This is a genomic window from Capsulimonas sp. (assembly GCF_039929585.1).
Classification (GTDB): Bacteria; Armatimonadota; Armatimonadia; order Armatimonadales; family Capsulimonadaceae; genus Capsulimonas.
In genome coordinates this window covers 1-15,049 of the sequence record NZ_JBDSQY010000086.1, presented here as the reverse complement: position 1 = coordinate 15,049, position 15,049 = coordinate 1, and the positions used below count along the sequence as shown (strand labels likewise).

Sequence of the window (15,049 nt, the reverse complement as noted above, 5' to 3'; positions counted from 1 at the left end):
GCCAGCGTTCCTGGTACGGGAGACGGCAGCGTCGGAGGAGTCGTCACGTTCAACCCAACGCTGCAAAACCTGCGCCCGGCGCTGACTCTGTCGGGTGGAGTGGTGTACGTAGCGTCCGCGTCCTTCGCGGACACGAATCCCTATCATGGCTGGGTCATCGGCTACAGCGCCTCCAACCTGGCGCGCGTCAGCGTCTTCAATACCAGTCCCGACGGAGACGAGGCGGGATTGTGGATGGCCGGCGAGGGAATGACGGTGGACCCTGCTGGCAACCTCTACTGCCTCACCGGAAACGGCGCGGATACAGTCAAGAGCGGCGGAGCCAGTTATGGAGAGGCGTTCGTCAAACTCAGCCATGCGCTAACGCCGCTGGATTATTTCATGCCTTCCAACGCGGACGCGCTCAACGCCGGCGACACGGATTTGGGCGCGGCCGGCGTCCTGGGAATCCCGGGAAGCAACCTCATCATCAGCGGCGGAAAGCAAGGCATCCTGTATCTTATCAATACCAACAATATGGGGCATTTCAACGCCGGCGGCGACAACGTTGTTCAGGAATGGCAGGCCATCAACACATCGAAATCCGGAAGCCACCATGTACATGGAAACCCTATTTACTATTCGGGATCGGGCGGCGCACATATCTACGTGTGGGGCGAGAACGATTACCTGCGTGCGTTCTCTTTTAATGGCGGCACGTTCAATACCACCGCGACTTCCAAGAGTACGATGCTGGCGCCGCAGATCAACTCCGGCATGCCCGGCGGATTCTTGTCGATCTCGGCGAAAGGAACAACGGCGGGCACGGGAATTGTCTGGGCGGCGGCTCCATACGACGGGGATGCTCAGCATAATACGGTGACAGGAATCCTCAGAGCATTCGACGCGAACGATTTGAGCAAGGAACTCTGGAACAGCAATCAGAACTCCGCGCGGGACGCGCTCGGCAACCTCGCTAAGTATACGCCTCCGACGGTGGCGAACGGAAAGGTCTACGCGGCCACTTTCTCGAACGTCCTTGCGGTATATGGCGTCCTGCCCGTAGGCTCCGGTCCCATCCAGAGCGGGCACACCTACCGTTTCGTCAACAAATTGAGTGGCATGGTACTCGAGACGCCGGGATTCCCAACGACCACCGCTCCGCTGGAGCAATATCCCAGCAACGGCGGCGCAAACCAGGTATGGCTCGCCACAGCGCTGACCGGCGGCTACTGGAAGTTTACGAACGCCAATAGTGGTCTTGCAATCGATGTGAAGGGGCAGAGCACCGCCGCCGGAGCTATTGTACAGCAGTATGCATGGACCGGCGGAAACAACCAGCAATGGAGTATAACCCAAGCCAGCGACGGCGCATATAATATTATCAACCGGAACAGCAGCCTTCTCCTCGACGTTTCCGGAGCATCACTGAACCAGACTGCGCCGATCGTGCAAAGCACGAACAACAATGGCGGCGACCGGCACTGGACATTCCAACTCGTTCAGTAAACGAACTCTTCTCTCCTGCCGCCTTGAAAATAAGCGGCAGGAGAGAATTCCTTAGACCTGCTTACCGGGAAATGGAAGATCGAGCAATGACAAATGCTTAACTTTGCCCCATGCCCTATTCAAGCTCTGCTTGCCGCCATCCGTAATCGGTGCTACAATATAGTAAACCTGCGGTTCGGGCGATGGTATATTCTCGAAAACAGGAAGTCTGCGAGGACACGTACGATCAAGCGATCCGCAATTTTTTATTCTGCGCTCCTCATGGGGCAGCTTCTCCCTGTCTTCGCGCCTCAGTCGCGCGTATCTGCGGCGGAGTCGTCGCTGTCAAAGCCGGCGATATTACTGCAAGACCTCAATGGGCGCGCGACACCGGCATTTGACGGCGCCGCTCACAAAGCGTCTGTCTATTTTTTCATCATTCACGACTGCCCCATCTGCAATACCTATGCCCCCGAGATCAATCAGATCTGCCAGGACTACAAAACAGCGGACATTGCATTCCATATCGTTTATGCCGAAAACGGCCTGTCGCCCGCCCTGGCGCAGAAGCATGCAGCCGAACGCCAATTCTCCTGTCCGGCCCTGCTCGATCCGCGCCGGCAGCTTGTCAAATTTACCGGCGCCGCTATCGCTCCCGAAGCAGTAGTACTATCGCCAGAGCGTAAAGTGCTCTACCGAGGGCGAATCGACAATCGTATGCTGGGATGGGGCGTCACGCACATGGCCAATGTCCATGAACTGCGAGATGCGCTGACCGCCATCCAAGATGGGCGACCAGTGGCGAAACCCTGGAAAGCTCCCATTGGATGCGCCATTTCCACGCCATGAAACCCATCAAGCTTTCCCGAAAGCGGCTCTGCTCTCTGGCGGCGACGGTCGTTCTGACGGCTGTGTTCGTAAATCTTAGCGCGCAAAGAGCGCCGGTCTATTCGGCGGCTCGTTCATCCCGGGCGGCGAAGCCGGCGAGCAGCGCTTCGCCCGTCTACGCACGCGATATCGCACCGATCGTGCTGCACGCCTGCGCTTCCTGTCATCAGCCCGGGACAGCGGCCCCGTTTTCACTGCTCACCTACGATGACGTCAAAAAACGAGCGCCCCAGATTGCGGAACTCACGCGAACTCGTTATATGCCGCCATGGCTTCCCAAGCCAGGACATGGAGACTTCGCCGGCGTCCGCCGCTTGAGCGACGGTCAAATCCGTATGATTGCGAACTGGGTAAAAGCAGGCGCCCCGGAAGGTCCGCATATCTCTCAGCGAACCCCGGCGCGGCCCCAAAAAACATGGCCGCTCGGCCGTCCGGATCTGGTCGTGCGCATGACGCAGCCATTCACACTTAATGCCGGAGATGTGGAGCAATGCCGCAGCTTTCTGTTTCCTCGGTTCCTCATTCGAGATCGAGCTCTGAAAGCCGTGGATTACCGGGCGAGCGCTCCCGGCGTCGTCCGTCACGCCTCCCTCTTTGCCGACAGCACTCGGAAGGCGCGTCTTCAGCAGCAGCAGAGCGGCGCCGTGGGCTGGACTGATTTTCCCGGCAGCGCCGGGCCTGGTCGGCGACGGCTGGGAGAATGGGCTGTGGGCAGCCCACCCGTTCAGTTCCCAAAAGGCAGTGCGATGCGATTGGCGCCAGGGGATGATCTCGTCTTGCAATTGCGTTTTCAGCCAAACGGGCGGCAGGAAAACGAGCGCTCCGAAATCGCACTATACTTTTCCGACGCCCCGCTGCCGCCCCCCGCCATGCTCGCCCTGGGGAACGCCTGGATCAATTTGCGCCCCAATGAGATTGCTACCGTCACCGATGCGTTCACGCTGCCGGTCGCGGCTCGCCTCTACGCCATCAGTCCGCACGCCGAGTTGATGTGCCGCGCAATCCGTGCTGACGCCACATTACCAAACGGCGCCGCCCAACCGCTGCTCTGGATTCCCAACTTCAATCTCGACTGGGCGGAGCCGCTGCGATATCGCGCGCCGATGGATCTGCCCGCCGGAACGCGCATCACAGTGACGATTGACTATGACAATTCGGCGCACAATCCCAGAAACGCCGAGGACACGCCGATGGTCTCTGGAGCGGCGACTGGATGCACCGACGAATATGCCGGCGTCGAGTTTCAAATCACCGCCCTTCAGCCGCGCGACATCCCCGCCCTTTCTCAGGCGCTGGCCGCGAAGGGCGCGACATACACCGTCCAATCCTCCGGCGCAACCGGACACGGATAGGTTTACAAGTTATGCACATATCTCAAATCTATCACCATCGAAGACTGCTCTTTGCTCTTGCGACGCCTCTTCTGGGAGTAACGTCACTCCTCACCCCCACCCTCGCCGCGCCTTCCTATCACATCACGGATTTAGGACGCCTGGCGGATGTCACGGAGGGAGCGGCGATCGGCCTCAGCAATTCGGGAGATGTCGCGCTGACCGTCATGGCGGGATCGCATGCCCATGCGGCGTATTGGCGGCAAGGACGTTTGAAGGATCTGGGGCAGGTCTCCGGATATCCTAACAGCATCGCGTTTGCGCTGAATGAACATCATGTGGTCGTCGGCTGGACCTCCGCCGGCGACAACCCGGTCGATAGCATGGCCGCCACCCGAGCGTTTGTCCGTGACGCACGGGGAATGCGTATTCTGGGAACGCTGGGAGGCCGGGACAGCCGCGCACTGGGCGTCAATAACGCAGGGCGAATCGTCGGCGTCTCGAATGTCGATGCGCACACACGCCACGCATTTGTGGCCGATGGCGCTACGCTCAAGGATCTGGGCGTCCTGCCCGGCGGCCGTTTCAGCGCCGCCTACGCCGTCAACGCGGCGGGCGACGCAGCGGGAGTGGCGGACACGCCACTCCATATCAACCATCCGGTGATTTGGCGTCACGGCAAAATCCAAGATCTGGGGACGCTTCCCGGCGGCGGTTCCGGCAGCGCGCTCGCGATCAATGCGCGCGGCGACGCCGCCGGCTATTCCGAGGCCGAAGACGGCATCCATGCGTTTCTGTATCGCCAGGGACGGATGACGGACCTGGGCGTTCTTCGGTACGATCCCTCGATGGCGAACAGCCTGAACGATCGGGACGAAGTCGTGGGAAGCTCCAACGTCTCCGCCCACGGACGTCACGCATTCCTCTGGCGCAACGGCCGCATGGATGACCTGAACGACCTCATTCCACAGGACTCCGGATGGACTCTTTCCGAAGGCTGCGCCATTAATAACGCCGGCCAAATCGTCTGTATTGCGAGCAGCAAGGGGGAACCGAACCATGCCCTGCTGCTGACGCCCACCGTCAATCGCCCCCTCCCTCTGGGCGGCAAAATCAAAGGATAGCTTTATGTCGCCTCAACGCATCGCCGCCTCGATTCACTTTTGGATCACCGCCGCCGTCTCTTCCATGCTGCTGGGCGCCGCCGCGCCGGTCTGGAGCCAGGTTTCAGTGCTGACGCACCACAACGACAACCTGCGCACGGGAACGAATTCCGGTGAGAAAATCCTCAGCACGAAGAATGTCAACGTGAATACGTTCGGCAAGATCTTCACACGCAGCGTCGACGGCCAGATCTACGCACAGCCCCTTTACGTTCCTAAGGTCTCCATTCCCGACCACGGAAAGCACAATGTCGTCTATGTCGCCACAATGCACGACAGCGTCTACGCGTTCGACGCCGATGACCCCGCCGCCTCGGAGCCGCTCTGGCATGTCAACCTCGGAACCCCACGGCCTTCCGGATTCGACACGCGCTATGGCCCGCTTCGCGATATCCGAGGCGAAATCGGCATTCTGCCGACTCCGGTCATCGATCCGAAGACTAAGACGATTTATGTCGCCGCCTACACACAGGACGGCGCGCCCGGCCCCTATCACTGGAAGCTGCACGCGCTCGATATCACGACGGGCTCGGAGAAGTTCAGCGGTCCCATAGAAATCGGCGCTACCATTCCCGGCACGGGCGATGGAAATGTCGGAGGCGTCCTCACATTCAACCCAACACTTCAGAACCTGCGCCCGGCGCTCACGCTCGCCGCCGGCGTGGTGTATGTAGCGTCCGCATCCTTTGCCGACACCAATCCCTACCATGGCTGGGTGATCGGCTACGATGCAAGCAGCCTTGCCCAAGTCAGCGTGTTCAACACCAGTCCCGATGGCGATGAGGCCGGCTTGTGGATGGCGGGGGAGGGAATGACCGTGGGCTCCGATGGAAACCTCTACTGCCTTACCGGAAACGGCGCAAGCACCATCCGAAGCGGCGGGGCCAGCTACGGAGAGGCGTTCGTAAAACTCAGCCCCAAGCTGCTCCCGCTGGATTATTTCATGCCCTCCAACGCCGACGCCCTGAATGCCGGCGACACAGATCTGGGCGCGGCCGGCGTCCTCGCCATCCCCGGGAAAAAGCTTGTTATCAGCGGAGGCAAGGAAGGCATTCTGTACCTTCTCAATACCAATAAGATGGGAAAATACAATGCCGGCGGCGATGATGTCGTTCAGGAATGGCAGGCCATCAACACGTCACAATCCGGCAGCCATCATGTTCATGGGACGCCTATCTATTATTCGGGAGCTAGCGGCGCCCATCTTTACGTCTGGGGCGAGAACGATTACCTGCGCGCGTTCTCTTTTAATGGCGACACGTTCAATACGACGGCGTCTTCCAAAAGCACGATGCTCGCGCCGCAGATCAACTCCGGCATGCCCGGCGGGTTCCTGTCGATTTCCGCGAACGGCGGCGCCGCCGGCACGGCGATCGTTTGGGCGTCCACGCCGTACGAAGCCGATGCGCAGCATGATACCGTCACTGGTATCTTAAGAGCATTCGATGCAAATGACCTGAGCAAGGAGCTCTGGAACAGCAGCCAGAACGCCGAGCGGGATGCGATTGGAAACCTCGCAAAGTACAATCCGCCCACCGTGGCGAACGGCAAAGTCTACGCCGCCACATTCTCGAATGCCCTGGTGGTATACGGCCTCCTGCCCGCCGCCGCGAAGTAGCGCAGAGGATTTCAGGACTTGCCGCCATCGGTCATCCGTGCTACAATAGTGCAATCCCTGCGGTTCGCGTGACGTCGGCATTTGGTTTTGAGCCGACGCGCACACTCTATGGGTGACGCTATAGGCGTGGACAAGTGGCAGCCCGCTGTCTCGGCCAGGATCAGCTTTGCTCGTCCTGGCGATCCGGGAATCGCGTAAGCCCGCCGGCGAAACCCAGCCCGTTAAACGACGGGTTCAAAAACCTGCTTGGCGCACGGCTCTCGCGGGGACCTTCTTTATTCATTGACGATACGATCCCCCAATTTTGTGGTAGAATTAAATTGGCGCCCTACGATCAGTCCTCGGACTTCGTAAGTTGCCATGGAGCCTAGCCGTAAAAAGCAAAACGGGCAGCAGCTGTGAACTGCCACCCGCTTCGCTCCCGTTGCCTAGCGATGCAGGGCAACGATGATGATCGCGATTGCCTTAGCAATCGCGACGATCAGGATCGCAATCCCGGCGTAACGGGATCGTCGATTTGTACGACGCATTGGAATCACCTCCTTTATGCGACGTTAGAAAGAGCAGCCTTGCCGGGCTGCTCTTTCGTTTTCAATTATACCGCTCCACTACACATCACCATCGTTTTAATCCGAACATCCGTATTGCGGGTACAATTGCCCCATGGACCTGTTTGACGACGGACCCGATATTGGCAAAAGCGCGGCTTCGGCGCCGACGGCCCCCAATACGCCGCTCGCGGCGCGTATGCGGCCGCGTACGCTCGAAGAATTTGTAGGCCAAGACCACATCATTGGCGAGAACTCTTTGCTGCGCCGCGCGATCGAAAACGACGCCCTGACGTCGGTGCTTTTTTATGGCCCGCCTGGCGTCGGCAAGAGCACGCTGGCGGGTGTGATCGCGAACACCACCAAGGCGAATTTCGAGAACTTTTCGGCCGTCACTCAGGGCATTCCCGATCTGCGCAAAGTAATCGAAGCCGCCGCAATGCGCCGCAAATTATACGGCACCAAGACCGTGCTGTTTATCGACGAAATCCATCGCTTCAATAAATCCCAGCAGGACGCCTTGCTGCCGCATGTAGAAAACGGCACCGTGGTGCTGATCGGCGCGACGACCGAAAACCCCTACTTCGAAGTCAATGCGCCTTTGCTCTCCCGCGCGCGCGTGTTCACCTTTCAGTCGCTGTCGAACGAGCAGATCGGCGGACTGATCGACCGCGCCGTCTCCGATACGACTGTCGGCCTCGGCGACCTGCGCCTTGTTCTGGAGCCGGACGCCCGCGAGCACATTATTGACCGCGCGCAGGGCGACGCGCGCACGGCGCTCAACGCACTAGAACTGGCGGCTGTCACCACCCGCCCCGAGTCGCGCAAGGCGGATGCCGTGCGCCGCATCACCCGCGCCGTGGCTGAGGACGCCCTACAGCAGCGCGCCCTCGCCTATGACAAGGGCGGCGACAACCACTACGACACCATCTCCGCCTTCATCAAATCCCTGCGCGGCACCGATCCCGACGCCGCCCTGCACTATCTCGCGAAGATGCTGAAGGCCGGCGAGGACGCCCGCTTCATCGCACGCCGCCTTGTCGTGCTGGCGTCCGAGGATATCGGCAACGCCGACCCCATGGCCTTGGTAGTGGCGAACGCCGCCGCCCACGCCGTGGAGTATGTCGGCCTTCCCGAAGCCCGCATCAATCTTGCCCAGGCTGTCACCTACCTAGCATCGGCCCCCAAGTCCAACGCCGCCTATGTGGGCCTCAATCGCGCCATGGCGGACTTAGAAGCGACCCAGCAGCGCGCCGTTCCCAAGCACCTCCGCGACCCGCGAAGCGGCACGGGACGGCCAAAGCCGGAGGATATCCCCTACGTTTATCCGCACGACCAGCCAAACGGCTACGCCGACCAGCGATATATGCCCGAGGGAATTCAAACTCAGCCCTACTATGAGCCGACAGACCGAGGCCATGAAGTACGGATCAAAGAACGGCTGGCGCGGCTGCGGGGGACGGTGGAATCCGTGGAGGACACGGAGGCGGAGGGCTAAGACGCCCTCATCCCCAGCTCGCCCGCTTGATTGACGCCTCGCTTGTTTATATGGATAATAAGATGGGTATATTTTCGTCCGATGGAGTGAAGCAAGCGTGACACAATACGAGAAGATTGACGAGCAGTTATCGGCATGGATCGATGCGCATACTGAGGAAATTGTCGAAACCACTCGCGCTCTTTTGCGTATCCCCAGTGTCAAGGGCGAGCCCGCCGAAGGCGCTCCGTTTGGCGTCGAAACACGCAAGGCGCTTGACTTTGCGTTAGGCTACGCCGAGTCGCAGGGCCTGACGATCAAGCATCTGGAAGGCTATGCGGGCCACGCAGAATGGCGCGCGCCGGGCGTGGCCGAGGATGCTCCCATTGTTGGCGTTCTGGCGCACGTGGATGTGGTGCCGGCGGGCGACGGATGGCGTCACCCACCCTTCCTTGCGGAGATGGACAACGGCGTGATCTACGCGCGCGGAGCGGCCGACGACAAAGGCCCCGCGATGGCCGGTTTGTTCGGCGTCCTGGCGGCGCATGCGGTCGGCGCGCCGGCGACGCATCGGGTGCGCGTCATTTTAGGCGCGGACGAAGAAAGCGGCTTTGGCTGCGTCAAGTATTACTTCGAGCATGAAGAGATGCCCGCGACGGGCTTCACGCCCGACGCCGCGTTCCCCATTGTTTACGCCGAAAAGGGCATCGCCAATTTCATTGTCAGCAAGGAACTTTCGCGCCCGTCGTCCGGTTTGATTCTGGAGAGCCTGAGCGGCGGCATGCGCTCGAATATGGTTCCGGATTCGGCGGAGGCCGTGGTGACAGGCTCCCAGACGGATCTGGCGAATGCCGCCTCGACGCTTCTGCCGCTGTCTGATGTGAACGCCGATCATCAAGGCGACCGTCTCATCATCAAGGCGGTCGGGATTTCAGCCCATGGAAGCACCCCGGAAGAGGGCCGCAACGCCGTCGCCGTGCTTGCAAAGGCGCTGCTGACGATTGATGGGTGGAACGCTTCCGTTCGCGAGGCCGTAGAGACAGTAGAACGGTGGGGCGCCGACACCACCGGTGGAACGCTGGGCGTAGCGGGGGCGGACGATGTCGCGGGACCACTGACATCCAACCTGGGCGTCGTGACCTTCCAGGACGGCAAGCTGACGCTGACATTCAACTTCCGCTATCCCGTGACCTGGGATCTGGACACCGTCAAGACGAAGATCGCGCCGACGCTCGCCGAAAGCGGCTTCGCGCTGGACGAAATCCACAACCAGGCGCCGATCTACATTCCGACGGACGACCCGCTGGTCGCCACGCTGATCGGTGTTTACCAGGCCGAAACGGGGGACATGAGTCCGCCGCTGACCATGGGGGGCGGCACCTACGCGCGCGCCATGAAAAAGGGCGTCGCGTTCGGCCCGGGTTTTCCGGGCTACGCCACCGGCATTCACCAGTCCGATGAGCGCTGGCCGGTCGAGCATCTGATCAACTCGGCCAAGATCTACGCCAAGGCGATCGTTCGTCTGGCGAACGGCCAGTAAAGAGACACAAGTAAGACCGCGCCACAGAGGCGCAAGGCGAAATTATGAGCACGAAGCCAACAGTTGTGGTCGCGATGAGCGGCGGAGTCGATTCCTCGGTCGCTGCGGGCCTGCTGCTGCGCCAGGGCTACAACGTCCTCGGCATCACGATGCAGATCTGGCAGGAAAGCACCACGCAGACCAAAGGCGCCGGCTGCTGCAGCCTGGGAGCGGTGGAGGACGCGCGCCGCGTCGCCGCCAAGCTCGGCATCCCGCACTATGTTCTGAATTTTAAAGAGTTCTTCGCCGAGAAGGTGATTAACAACTTCATCTCGGAGTACAAGAACGGGCGCACCCCCAATCCGTGCGTCAACTGTAACCGATATGTTAAGTTCGACGCACTGCTCTCCAAGGCGCAGGACCTGGGCGCGGAGTATCTGGCGACTGGACACTATGCCCGCGTCGAGTTCAACGAAGACCGCCGCCGCTGGACCCTGCGGCGTGCGCTGGACCACGACAAGGATCAGACCTACGCGCTTTACCACTTCACGCAGGCGGAGCTGGAGCACACGCTGATGCCGCTCGGCCTCGTGACGAACAAGGCGGAGACGCGCGCCATCGCTGAAGAACTGGGCCTGCTGGTCAGCAACAAGCCCGACTCTCAGGAGATCTGCTTCGTGCAGGGCGGCTCGTACACGGACTTCCTCGCCGACGCCGCGCCGGAAACGGTGCAGCCGGGCGATATCGTGGACACCACCGGCAAGCGGCGCGGATCGCACGACGGCATCGCCTTCTACACGATCGGCCAGCGCAAGCGCGTAAACGTCGGCTCCCCGATCCCGCTCTACGTGGTGGGCATTGACGCGCAAACCAACACCATTACGGTCGGCGGCAATGACGATCTTTTGGAAGACGGCCTGATCGCGGACGACATCAACTGGATCGGCCTCCCAGGTATCGACGGCCCTTTGCCCGTGATGGCGAAGATCCGATACAACATGGAAGCTGTCCCCGCCGTTGTTTCTCCTGGCGAGAATGGCTCGCTTGTTCTGAAGTTCGATCAAGCGCAGCGCGCGGTCACGCCGGGCCAGTCGCTCGTTATGTACGAGATGGACAGCGATTCGGTGATTGGCGGCGCCACGATCCAACGGACACTGAGGTGACCTATCCTCGGACTTCGGCCGACCATATGACCCATCCGGCGCTTCGCGCCACCCCTCCCTTGAAGCAGGGAAGAGTAGTTAGGAATGGATTTCGCAGGCGGCTTTCGTCTGACAAATCTCTTTCCAACCCTTCCCTGCTTCAAGGGAGGGGTCGGCCGAAGGCCGGGGGTGGGTCATCCCGGAGGGGTGGCGCGAAGCGCCGGGGTTAGGTCATATGGCGGCGCGACGATCCAGCGGACTTTGAAGTAACTTTATGGCAAACGAAGAACAAAACAGCGCGGGGATTATGATCCTCGCGGGAATTGGCGTCGGCGTTCTGACTGGCGTCGTGGTCGGACTGCTTCTGGGCCGGCGCAATGCGAAACGGACGAACGACGAGATCACGGAGACTGTCGACGAACTTCGCTCCAAGGCGCAGCACGTGCTTCAGGAACTGTCAGAGAGTGTGACCGGATTGGTGGAGAAAAGCCGCCAGATCCTTGAAGACGCGGATAGCAGCGCGGAGCAAAGCAGCTCAGCGGCCTAAAGAAATTATTATCAATAACAGCAGCATAACCCCATGCGGAGATCCGGTAAGACGACGGACAGGCAGGGACTAGAAGGAGCATTCCATTGAACTTGACGATTAATAGCCGAACTCCGAATGAAACCACCCGGATCCTTGAGATCGAGGGCGAGATCGATGTTTACACATCACCCCAGCTGAAGCAGGAGATCGTGAAGCTGGCCGAAGGCGGCGTCAAGCACCTGATTATTAACTTGTCGAAAGTCGAATACCTGGACAGCACCGGCCTTGGCGTGCTGATCGGCGGCCTGAAGCGGCTTCGTGAAGCCGAAGGCAACCTCGTCCTGGTGGGACCGGCGCTGCGCATCCTGCGCATCTTCGAGATCACCGGCCTGGACAAGATCTTCGATATCTACGCGACTGAAGAGGATGCGGCGGCCAAAGAAGGAGTAACTTTGTGACCCAAACTCTTTGCGACACCGTAGAACTCACCATCCCCTGCCGCCCGGAATATGTCGGTGTTGCGCGTCTTGCCGTGCTGGGAATCGCCAGCCGGATGCCGTTCTCCTATGATGAAGTGGAAGATGTCCGCCTCGCCGTCGGCGAGGCCTGCACCCACGCCGTCGAGCGCGCCGGCAGCACCGTCGCCCAGATCAAGATCGTCAGCACCATCGACTCCGTCGCTCTGGTGATTGAAGTCAGCGATGATGTTCCCGCCGACGCGGAGCCCGTCATTCCCGACGAGGACGCACAGGCCCTCGCGGCCGCCGGTGTGGACCAGCAGGGCCTTGGCGCGCTGCTGATGGAGATCCTCGTGGACGAGGTCAAAATCACGTCGACCGCCAGCGGCACCAGCGTCCGCCTGACGAAGTTCGCTCCCGAGTAATTCCGTATCGCCTTCGCCGCCGATAGATCTAACCACACTATGACACTCAAAAAGGCCAGCAGCGACTGGACCCAGGCCGACACCGACACGCTGTTCGCGCGTTATATCCGTACGCGCGATCCGGTTCTGCGCGATCGTCTCGTCGTCCTTCACCAGAATCTGGTGCGGTATCTCGCCAGTAAGTTCGTCAACCGCGGCGAGCCGCTCGAAGACCTCGTTCAGGTCGGCTCCATCGGGCTGATCAACGCCATCGACCGCTTCGACGCGGACCGGGGCACGAAGTTCTCGACCTACGCCACGCCCACGATCGTCGGAGAGATCCGGCGCTACTTCCGGGACAAGGCCTGGAGCCTCAAGGTTCCTCGCCGGCTTCAGGAGCTGAACCAGGCCGCGGCGAAGGCCCAGGAAGACCTGAGCAGCAAGCTTGGACGTCCGCCCACGATCCAGGAAGTGGCCGCACGGATCGGCGCCACCGAGGAAGAAACCCTCGAAGCGATCGAACTGGGGAACGCCTACGATACCGTCTCCCTCGACAGTAAGATGATGTCCGACTCGGACAGCGCGCCGCTGTCGCTGGCGGAGTTCGTGGGCGCCGAGGACGAATCGCTGCAAGCCCTGGAAGAGTATGGCGATCTGGACAAGGCGATTGAGTGCCTGGATCCGCGCGAACGAGCGATCATCGTGCACCGCTTCTTCAAGGACATGTCCCAGGCCGAAGTCGCCAAGCAATTGAACATCTCTCAAATGCATGTCTCTCGCCTGCAAAACCGCGCCCTCCAGCAATTGAAGCGCTTTATGAACGCGGCGGAGTCCAGCTGACACGTCCCACAAAGGATATCGACACACAATGCCCATGGAACCTTCGGTCCGTTTTTTCGCCGCATTGGAGCGGCGCGCCGCCCGGCTGCATAGCCGGCTCAGCGCGCCGCTTTTGTTTGAGGCGGCCCTCAGCCGCGGCGAAGCCCAGGTCACGGACAAGGGCGCGCTGCGCGCCGTGACCGGCAAGTACACCGGACGCTCGCCGCAAGACAAATTCATCGTGGACAACACCGCGACACACGATCTCGTGGATTGGGGCAAGGTCAATCAGGCCCTCGCGCCCGATGACTTCGAAAATCTCCGATCCCGAATGGAAGACTTCACGGAGGGCAAAGACCTCTTTGTCTTCGACGGCTTCGCGGGCGCATCGCCTGAGTATCGGCTGCCGATCCGCGTGGTGACCCAATACGCCTGGCACTCGCTCTTCGCACACCAGCTGTTCTTGCGCCCCACCCCAGCCGACTTAGAAAACTTCACGCCTGAGTTCTTACTGGTCGATCTCCCTGGCTTCCATGCCGATCCAGCCCGGGACCATACGCGTTCGGAAACGGTCATCACGCTCAACTTCGAGAGCCGCATCGGCCTAATTGCCGGCACGGAGTACGCAGGCGAGATCAAGAAGAGCATCTTCACCGTCCTGAACTTCTTACTGCCGCAGCAGGACGTCTTCCCGATGCACTGTTCGGCCAACACCGGACCAGACGGCGATGTTTCGCTGTTCTTCGGCCTTTCCGGGACCGGCAAGACCACTCTCTCCGCCGATCCCGACCGCAAGCTGATCGGCGATGACGAACATGGCTGGTCGGACAGCGGCGTCTTTAACTTCGAAGGCGGCTGCTACGCCAAGTGCATCCGGCTGAGCGCTGAAGGCGAGCCGCAGATTTGGGACGCGATCAAGTTCGGCTCCGTGCTGGAAAACGTCATCCTCGATCCCGAAACTCGCACGGCGGATTATGACGATGTCTCCCTCACCGAAAACACGCGCGTGGCCTATCCCGTCGAATTCATCCCCAGCGCCGTGATCCCCGGAGTCGGCGGCCACCCCGACACCATCTTCTTCCTCACCGCCGACGCCTTCGGGGTGCTGCCTCCGATCTCGCGTTTAACCCGCGATCAGGCGATGTACCACTTTATGAGCGGCTACACCAGCAAGCTCGCCGGGACCGAGCGCGGAGTCACCGAACCCGAGCCGAACTTCAGCTCCTGCTTCGGCGCCCCCTTCTGGCCGCTCCCACCCGCGCGCTACGCGCAGATGCTCGGTGAGCGCCTGGACGCGCACGACGCCGTCTGCTACCTCATCAACACCGGCTGGACCGGCGGCCCCTACGGCGTCGGCTCTCGCATGAAGCTCACCTACACCCGCGCCATGATCCACGCCGCCCTCTCTGGCGCCCTGCGCGACGCTCCAACGGTCACCGACCCCATCTTCGGCCTCGCCATCCCAACACACGTCGACGGCGTGCCCGATGAGATATTACAGCCGAGCCAGACGTGGAGCAGCGCCGCCGAGTACGACGCGGCGGCGCAAAAATTGGCAATGCGTTTCGTGGAGAATTTCAAGAAGTTTGGAGACGTGGCGGAGGAGATTGCGGGGGCGGGACCCCATCCCCATCCCGAGGAACAGATTTAGGATGGCCCCTCCGCCCCAATTCGTGTGGATGTTTG

Annotated in this window: 13 protein-coding genes; all 13 read left to right on the top strand. The window is 60.8% G+C overall.

Going from position 1 to position 15,049, the window contains the following annotated elements; genetic code table 11:
• On the top strand, positions 1-1,488 hold a 1,488-nt coding region (locus ABIZ35_RS06030; protein ID WP_348218973.1), incomplete at its 5' end, for an RICIN domain-containing protein.
• 261 nt (positions 1,489-1,749) lie between these two features.
• On the top strand, positions 1,750-2,316 hold the full coding sequence (locus ABIZ35_RS06025) for a redoxin family protein (protein WP_348218972.1): 567 nt from the start codon (positions 1,750-1,752) through the stop codon (positions 2,314-2,316).
• On the top strand, positions 2,295-3,707 hold the full coding sequence (locus ABIZ35_RS06020) for a hypothetical protein (RefSeq protein WP_348218971.1): 1,413 nt from the start codon (positions 2,295-2,297) through the stop codon (positions 3,705-3,707). The genes ABIZ35_RS06025 and ABIZ35_RS06020 overlap by 22 nt, the downstream gene beginning before the upstream one ends.
• A gap of 11 nt (positions 3,708-3,718) precedes the next feature.
• Entirely contained in the window at positions 3,719-4,810 is a 1,092-nt protein-coding gene (locus ABIZ35_RS06015) for a hypothetical protein (protein WP_348218970.1), read from the top strand.
• A 4-nt stretch (positions 4,811-4,814) separates the two neighbouring features.
• A complete protein-coding gene (locus tag ABIZ35_RS06010; RefSeq protein ID WP_348218969.1) occupies positions 4,815-6,467 on the top strand; it encodes a pyrrolo-quinoline quinone in 1,653 nt (550 codons plus the stop codon).
• A 747-nt stretch (positions 6,468-7,214) separates the two neighbouring features.
• A complete protein-coding gene (locus tag ABIZ35_RS06005; protein ID WP_348218974.1) occupies positions 7,215-8,513 on the top strand; it encodes a replication-associated recombination protein A in 1,299 nt (432 codons plus the stop codon).
• Between the two features lie 97 nt (positions 8,514-8,610).
• Positions 8,611-10,032: a dipeptidase PepV gene (gene pepV / locus ABIZ35_RS06000; protein WP_348218968.1), complete on the top strand. Its 1,422-nt coding sequence runs from the start codon at positions 8,611-8,613 to the stop codon at positions 10,030-10,032.
• 44 nt (positions 10,033-10,076) lie between these two features.
• Positions 10,077-11,174, top strand: a complete 1,098-nt coding sequence (gene mnmA, locus ABIZ35_RS05995; protein ID WP_348218967.1) for a tRNA 2-thiouridine(34) synthase MnmA — start codon at positions 10,077-10,079, stop codon at positions 11,172-11,174.
• Positions 11,175-11,427: 253 nt separating this feature from the next.
• Positions 11,428-11,700, top strand: a complete 273-nt coding sequence (locus ABIZ35_RS05990) for a hypothetical protein (protein WP_348218966.1) — start codon at positions 11,428-11,430, stop codon at positions 11,698-11,700.
• 86 nt (positions 11,701-11,786) lie between these two features.
• A complete protein-coding gene (locus ABIZ35_RS05985; RefSeq protein WP_348218965.1) occupies positions 11,787-12,140 on the top strand; it encodes an STAS domain-containing protein in 354 nt (117 codons plus the stop codon).
• A complete protein-coding gene (locus ABIZ35_RS05980; RefSeq protein WP_348218964.1) occupies positions 12,137-12,565 on the top strand; it encodes an ATP-binding protein in 429 nt (142 codons plus the stop codon). Before ABIZ35_RS05985 ends, ABIZ35_RS05980 begins: the two co-directional genes overlap by 4 nt.
• 39 nt (positions 12,566-12,604) lie before the next feature.
• On the top strand, positions 12,605-13,384 hold the full coding sequence (locus tag ABIZ35_RS05975; RefSeq protein WP_348218963.1) for a SigB/SigF/SigG family RNA polymerase sigma factor: 780 nt from the start codon (positions 12,605-12,607) through the stop codon (positions 13,382-13,384).
• A 28-nt stretch (positions 13,385-13,412) separates the two neighbouring features.
• Positions 13,413-15,014, top strand: a complete 1,602-nt coding sequence (gene pckA, locus ABIZ35_RS05970; RefSeq protein WP_348218962.1) for a phosphoenolpyruvate carboxykinase (ATP) — start codon at positions 13,413-13,415, stop codon at positions 15,012-15,014.
• Positions 15,015-15,049: the final 35 nt, after the last annotated feature.